Here is a 7,381-nt window from a genome sequence, read left to right on the forward strand (position 1 = left end):
CCTCGCCTTCGCTTCGGCGATTGCTAATTGTCAGGTTTTATATTTAATGAATTGATTATAAATTAAATAATAAATAATTATGAGTACGGTGAAAAATATCCTTTTCGACTTTGGCGGTGTAATAGTAAGTTTGAATAAGCAGCAGGCTTTAGACCGCTTTACCGACATAGGATTTCCAAATATAGAGGATTATTTGAATGAATTCCGTCAACAGGGTATTTTCCTCGAATATGAAGAAGGGAAGATCGATCCGGAGAATTTTTGTAAAGAATTTCGCCGTCTGGCCGGAAATGAGAATATTTCGAAAGAAGATATTGATTCGGGCTGGCTGGGGTTTCTTGTAGGCATTCCCGATTATAAGTATGAGCTGTTGAAAGAACTTCGTAAAAAATATAAAGTATATTTATTGAGCAATACAAACCCTTCGGTTATGGGATGGGCTACGACCAGTGATTTTTCTCCGGAAGGGTTGCCAATTATGGCCTTTTTCGATAAATGCTATCTCTCTTATGAAATAGGTTATACAAAACCTGACAGGGAAATTTTTGATTTTATTATTGAGGATTCAGGTATGATTCCGTCCGAGACATTGTTTTTTGACGATGGAAAGGCAAATATAGAAATGGCAGAAAAACTTGGGTTTCAGACTTATCTGACAGATCAGGACGAGGATCTTCGTAAAGTATTTGTCGATAGAGGGTTGCTTGATTAATCGCTTTCTCTTACAGTATGTTAGTCATAGATAAAAACAGTAATATCACTCATCAGCCATTAGTGGCTACAATCGGTTTTTTTGACGGAGTACACACCGGGCATCGCTTTCTTATCGATCAGGTAAAGAAAGTCGCCGCCCAGAAGGGACTGCCTTCAGCGGTAATTACATTTCCTGTGCATCCCCGTAAGGTTTTGCAAAAAGATTATCAGCCTGCATTATTATGCGGTCTCGACGAAAAAGTGGAACGTCTGGCATCTACAGGAGTAGATTATTGTGTATGCCTTGACTTTACTGTGGAAATATCCGGTTTGTCGGCCAGGGAGTTTATGTCCGATATTTTGAAAAATAAATTGTCTGTTGATACGCTTATTATAGGTTACGACCATCGTTTCGGACATAACCGTGAAGATGGTTTTGAAGACTATAAGCGTTATGGGCAGGAAATCGGTATGGAAGTTATTCGTGCAGCTGAGTTACCGGGTGGCGAACATGTAAGTTCATCCCGTATCAGGCGATTGCTTGGAGAAGGACAAGTTAGAAAAGCCTCAGAGCTGCTATCGTATAATTATACTATTTCGGGAAAGATTGTGGAAGGTTTTAAGGTAGGCCGCACTATCGGTTTTCCTACTGCTAATATACAGGTTTGGGAGACATATAAGGTCATTCCTGCTTTTGGCGTATATGCGGTGTATGTACATGTAGATGGTCAAAGATACGATGGTATGCTTTACATAGGCAGGCGTCCGACATTGCATAATGGAAATAATATAAGTGTAGAGGTTAATCTCTTTGGGTTTAATGGTGATCTTTATAATAAGTCTCTTACAGCCGAGTTTTTGGATTTTGTTCGTGCCGATGAAAAGTTTCCGGATGTGGAAACATTAAAAGCACAGATACAAAAAGATAAGGATGATGTGATAAAGGTGATTGATCGGTATAAAATGTTCAATCCGGGATAATATTTAGCGAAATATTTGAAAATAATGTGATAAAAAAGCAATGCGTAACTAAAAAATAATGGGTTAAAATATTAAATAACTGAATTTTATTCCTACATTTGCTGATGCATAAGAGTTCTTAACGTTTTAGTTCAAATTTCCTTTTCAAGTCATTTCCCTTTTTCAGGTAACCTTTCTTGTCTAGTATCTTTCAGCTTTTCTAACTTATTTACGTCTTTTGCAATAGTATTATTTTTTACAATTTTATTTTTATTTTACAATGAACATTTTTATTGCAGGGTTGAGTTACAGTATCAACGACAATGATTTGAGAGACCTATTCAGTGAATATGGAGAAATCTCATCGGCTAAAGTTATTATGGACAGAGCTACAGGCCGTTCAAAAGGTTACGGTTTTGTTGAGCTGGCAGATAACGAAGCAGGACAAAAAGCTATCGAGGAATTAAATGGTGCTGAATATGATGGCAGAACTATCTCTGTATCAGAAGCTCGTCCTCGTACTGAAGGAGGAGACCGTCCTCGCAGAAATTTTGATAACAACAGAGGCGGTGGCAATGGCGGTTTTAGAAGACGCGATTATTAATCATCAGACGACATAATGAAAAGAGCCTTACAACTGTAAGGCTCTTTCTTTTTGGACGTTATATTATTGTTTCAATTTCTTTTCTATCTCTTCTATCTCTTCTCTGAAGATCTTGTCTACTTCCATTTGCTCTTTCACCGTTCTACAGGCATGCAATACCGTTGCATGGTTCTTCTTGCCAATTAGTGAACCGATCTGAGCCAAAGACATTTCTGTGTAATGCTTAGATAGATACATTGTAATCTGCCTGGCCTGAACGATCTGCCGCTTACGGGAAGCTGTGTGGATTAGTTCGGTTTTGATATTATAGAAATCGCAGACAATTGATTCTATAACGTTTATAGTTATCTTCTTTGCTTCGATCTTCCTGATAGCCTGGCCAATGACTCTCCTCGCCAAAGGTAAATCAATCTCCTTATTATATACAAGGGAATGAGCCATGATGGAGACGATAATCCCTTCAAGATCACGAGCGTTATCTGTTACATTTTCAGCAATATAATCGACAACATCTTCTGGGATTGAAAGCCCATCATGTAAGATCTTGTTCTGAAGTATCTTCAATCTTAAGGATTTGTCGGGATGTTCGATCTTTGTGGTTAATCCCCATCTAAAGCGGGTTAACAACCGTTCTTCAACACCTTGTAACTCTGAAGGGGCTTTATCACACGTCAGGATAAGTTGCTTGTTATTCTGATGAAGATGATTGAATATATGGAAAAGCGTATTCTGAGTTTTCTCTATACCTGCCAATTCATGAATATCGTCAATGATAAGAACATCAATACCCTGATAAAAATTTATAAAGTCATTGGTTGTATTATAACGGCCTGCATCAGCGTATTGTATTTTAAATAAGTGAGCAGATACATATAATACCCGTTTTTCAGGATAAAATTCTTTTATACGATTACCAATAGCGTGACAGAGATGAGTTTTGCCTACACCAGATGTTCCATGAACAAACAACGGATTGAATGCTGTTTTCCCAGGATTCTTAGTAATCGCATCTCCCGCTGTACGGGTGAGTTTATTGCTTTCTCCTTCAAAGAAGTTGTCGAATGTATATTTAGGATTCAGTTGCGAATTGAAATCATCGGCTACAACTTTTTGGAATGGATTTGGAATTTTTCCGTTTTTCGCTACGTTCTTTTCTGTGACAATTGATTTTACGTCTCCCCTATAGTCTACAACTGTATTTGTTGTATTCTCCATCAGGATTCTATACTGGAGTATAGTGTCCTTGCCTATTTCACGATGTAAGGTCGTTTTAAGCAGGTCCACGAATTTATCTTCCAGATACTCGTAAAAGAACTGGCTAGGTACCTGTATTGTAAACACCTTATTTTCATAGGAAAGTGGAACAATAGGTAGAAACCAGGTTTTAAAGGCTGCCTCAGGAATATTGTCCTGAATGACCCTTAAACAATTAGACCATAATTTATGAGTAGAAGATAATTCCATTTACTAGTTTAGTATATAAAATGCACCAATTTCCCAGACGTTTAATAATGTAAATTTCAGAATTAAAATCAATAAAAAAAAGTGCCTCCAAATTTGGATTTCTAAGTTTGAAAATATCTCGTTTAAATTCAGAGACTTAGATCGGATATCAGATTTAATATCTGTTATGCTATTTAAAATGTTTATAACCAGTCTTCTATGAATATGGCAGGTCGCATAGCATCCTGATAATAATTTTGTAACATCTTCTAAACAGCATTAATGTTACCCTTTTAGAAAAATATTGCTATTTCTTCTTATTTATATTGATTCTAAATAAGAAGCTTTTTAGAATACTTTTACGTTAATGTAACGAGACGGATTTTTTCTTATATCTTCGAGTAACAATGACGCATTACCTATAGTGTTGTTTATACTATCGTACAGCTGACGATCGTTTAGTAATAACCCTAGCGAACCTTCTTTCGAGTTAATTCTGTTCGATAAGTTTTCAAGGTTTTTCACTGTAGCGTCAATCGACTGGAATGTCGATGATATATCCATCTGCCCAAGCTGGGAGGATACTCCGTTTAGGTTGGTCGACATAGTATTTAGGTTGCCTGTGATCGCAGGTACATCTTTATTCAGAGCAGACATCATTACATTCAATTGCTTTGTAGACTGGGCCAGGTTTCCTGTGATCTGGTTCACATCAGCCAGTGATTGTGTAAGGGCCGGACTGTTTACCAGCGTTTGTAATCCTGTCAGTATAGAGTCGATTTTAGGCATTAGCTCCTGAATCTGAGGCAACATAGTATCTGCAGCGTCGAGCATCCCTTTTTTCTTGATTCCCACAATTGTATCTGTGTCCGAGTAATATTCTTTTGTGTAAGGATTAGTATCCATAATGATTGTCGCAGATCCTAACATAGAAACATCTAATGTCATTTTGCTGCCCTTAGGGATTTTTACTCCTTTATCCATGTCGAGGAAAACGATTACTTTATTATCAGAGCTATTGGTGTTTAATTCCATAGATGAAACTAAACCTACCTGAAAACCATTTAATGTTACCGGTGAGGATTGTGATAAGCCTGAAATGTCATCGAAGACGACCATATAAGTATTGGATGGCTTAAATAAATTGATTCCCTTAAGAAAACTGATGCCATAGTATAACAAAAATATAGCTATAACAAAGGCGATTCCGATTTTTACTTCTTTTGAAACTTTATCCATAATTATTTTGTTCGTATTGTTTTTCTAAATATTATATAACGATATGTGTAGTTCTTATTTTATCCTCTCTCCGTTTTTGAATTTAACGACAAATGCATCTTTAAATTTTGTTCTCACCTGACGTTGTATTCTAATGATTTCATTCTCATCATAAGATGATCCGTATGTATATTTATAAATACCGTTTTCTTTATAATAACTTACAGGCGATAGTCCTTTAAGTAAAGATGAACCTTTGGCTACTTCTTTATTAGATACCAGGAATTGCACTCTGTATTCTATTCTGTTCGAATTCGTTTTTTCTTTCGTCTTATTCTCTGTTCCGGTCTTTATGCCGTTTTTTTCTTTTTCAGTTATTTTTGATGGAGAAGGAACTGTGGAAGCAGTTTCTTTTACTTCTTTTTCTACAATTGTTTCAATTGCAGTTTCCTCTTCCATAATAAATTCTTCCTTGTTGCCGGGGGCAGCACTGCTACTGAACTTTCCTTGCTTTTTATCAAAATCGGCTTTATATCTTTTGAAACCGGTATAGATAGCTGTCGCCATAGACCGTTGTCCTAGCCTGGAACTCAAATATTTCGCTTCGGCCTGGTTATTGATAAATCCTAGCTCTATGAGGACGCTGGGCATACTGCTTTTTCGAAGAACCAGAAATCCTGCCTGCCGCACGCCTCTGTCGGTGCGTTTTGCTACGTTCTTGAAATCTTTTTGTATATGGGTCGCAAACTTCAGGCTTTGCTCCATATATTTATTAGTCATAAATTCAAAAATGATATACGATTCAGTAGAGTTGGGATCGAATCCTTCATACTTTGTCGAATAATCATCTTCAAGCAAAATCACAGAGTTTTCCCGCTTGGCCACTTCTAGGTTTTCTGCACTTCGTGTCAACCCCAGTATATAAGTGTCGGCTCCCGAGGCAGTAGTCGATTTGGCAGCGGTAGAATTTGTATGTATGGATATAAATAGATTAGCCTTGGCTTTATTGGCTATCTGTGCCCGTTTGTCAAGGTCTATAAATACATCTTTCTTCCGGGTATATACGACTTTTACATCCTTGAGGTTTTCTTCTATAAGATCTCCTAATATCAATGCTACGGCAAGGTTTATGTCTTTTTCCTTATATATGCCTCTTACAGCGCCACCATCTTTGCCTCCGTGCCCGGGGTCGATGACAACGACGAACTTATCGGAATTGTACCCGAATGTACTTCCGAAAAACATAAGAAAACATATTAAAAGACTAGCCGTCCTTTTCATTTTATCAGGTACTGTTAAGCTTTATAAACTACTTCGTTTTTCAGTTCCTTTCCATCAAAGAAATCCTGTATATTTCCCATTGTTGTATGGGCTATATTCGACATCGCTTCTTTGGTAAAGAAAGCCTGATGCGAGGTTACTATCACATTGTTGAAAGATAGGAGGCGTGCCAATACTTCATCGGTCATTACTGTGTCTGAATGATCTTCATAAAAGTAATTTCCTTCTTCTTCGTAAACATCGAGACCGGCATAACCAACCTTTCCGCTGACCAGTCCATCGATCAGATGTTTTGTATGTATCAGTTTTCCTCTACCTGTGTTTACGATCATCACGCCATGTTTCATTTTTGCAATGGACTCATCTCTTATCAGGTATTCGGTTTCTTTTGTTAACGGGCAATGCAATGTTATGATGTCTGCATTGGCGTATAGTTCATCCAGTGAAACATATTTTACACCTGTTGCTTCAGCCCATTTGGTATCGGGGTATAAGTCATAGGCAAGCACGTTCATCCCTAAGCCTTGGAAAAGGCCTGTGGCTACTTTTCCTATTTTCCCGGTACCTATCACACCGATTGTTTTCTGGTACATATCGAATCCCTGAAATCCGATCAATGAAAAGTTTCCGTCGCGTGTCCGAAGGAATGCCCGGTGTACTTTCCTGTTGAGGCACAACATTAGCGCCAGCGTGTGTTCGGCTATTGCATGCGGCGAATAATCGGGAACCCTTACAACTTTTATATCTTTGGCCGCTGCTGCGGCAATGTCTACATTGTTGAATCCTGCACAGCGCAAGGCAATAAGCTTAACTCCGTATGAATGCAGTTTTTCTACAACAGTGGAATCTACTTTCGCATTCACGAAAATGCATACCGCATCAGAACCATTTGCCAGAACTACATTGTTCTTGTCAAGATGTTCTTTATGATATGTCAGTTCAAAACCATATTTTTCATTCGTTTTGTCAAATGTCGCTATATCGTATGGTTTTGCGTCAAATACTGCTATTTTATACGCCATAATCTTTTATTGTGATACCTAATTAACCTTTAATACCTAAAATTACAAAAGTAATCAAAATAACGTTTATACTCAAAAGGATGATCGTTAGTTTTCTAAACAGAGCTATCTTATTAAGATAGATTTACAAATCGAAATTTGTAAAATCTGACATTCCTGA

At 37.5% G+C, this 7,381-nt stretch carries 7 protein-coding genes; 3 read left to right on the plus strand and 4 right to left on the minus strand.

The window, feature by feature from the left end; genetic code table 11:
* The first annotated feature begins 79 nt into the window (after positions 1–79).
* The 3 genes from GGR21_RS20575 (at position 80) to GGR21_RS20585 (ending at position 2,257) form a co-directional block, all read left to right on the plus strand.
* Positions 80–712, plus strand: coding sequence for an HAD family hydrolase (locus tag GGR21_RS20575; RefSeq protein ID WP_183309119.1), 633 nt, complete (start codon positions 80–82; stop codon positions 710–712).
* A gap of 17 nt (positions 713–729) precedes the next feature.
* Positions 730–1,674 carry a riboflavin biosynthesis protein RibF gene (gene ribF, locus GGR21_RS20580; RefSeq protein WP_183309120.1) on the plus strand — a complete coding sequence of 315 codons (945 nt, stop codon included), beginning with the start codon at positions 730–732 and terminating at the stop codon, positions 1,672–1,674.
* Positions 1,675–1,933: 259 nt separating this feature from the next.
* Positions 1,934–2,257, plus strand: a complete 324-nt coding sequence (locus tag GGR21_RS20585) for an RNA recognition motif domain-containing protein (protein WP_183309121.1) — start codon at positions 1,934–1,936, stop codon at positions 2,255–2,257.
* A 63-nt stretch (positions 2,258–2,320) separates the two neighbouring features.
* Here the strand turns inward: GGR21_RS20585 and dnaA are convergent, their stop codons facing one another.
* The 4 genes from dnaA to GGR21_RS20605 all read right to left on the minus strand — a co-directional run bounded on the left by dnaA (position 2,321) and on the right by GGR21_RS20605 (position 7,221).
* Positions 2,321–3,721, minus strand: a complete 1,401-nt coding sequence (dnaA, locus tag GGR21_RS20590) for a chromosomal replication initiator protein DnaA (RefSeq protein WP_183309122.1) — start codon at positions 3,719–3,721, stop codon at positions 2,321–2,323.
* 327 nt (positions 3,722–4,048) lie between these two features.
* The gene (locus GGR21_RS20595) at positions 4,049–4,939 is read right to left on the minus strand and encodes an MlaD family protein (protein WP_183309123.1); all 891 of its coding nucleotides are present in this window, start codon (positions 4,937–4,939) and stop codon (positions 4,049–4,051) included.
* A 54-nt stretch (positions 4,940–4,993) separates the two neighbouring features.
* Positions 4,994–6,199, minus strand: a complete 1,206-nt coding sequence (locus tag GGR21_RS20600) for an N-acetylmuramoyl-L-alanine amidase (RefSeq protein WP_183309124.1) — start codon at positions 6,197–6,199, stop codon at positions 4,994–4,996.
* A 14-nt stretch (positions 6,200–6,213) separates the two neighbouring features.
* On the minus strand, positions 6,214–7,221 hold the full coding sequence (locus tag GGR21_RS20605; protein WP_183309125.1) for a 2-hydroxyacid dehydrogenase: 1,008 nt from the start codon (positions 7,219–7,221) through the stop codon (positions 6,214–6,216).
* Positions 7,222–7,381 lie beyond the last annotated feature (160 nt).

Origin of the sequence: Dysgonomonas hofstadii (genome assembly GCF_014196915.1) — a bacterium.
GTDB lineage: Bacteria > Bacteroidota > Bacteroidia > Bacteroidales > Dysgonomonadaceae > Dysgonomonas > Dysgonomonas hofstadii.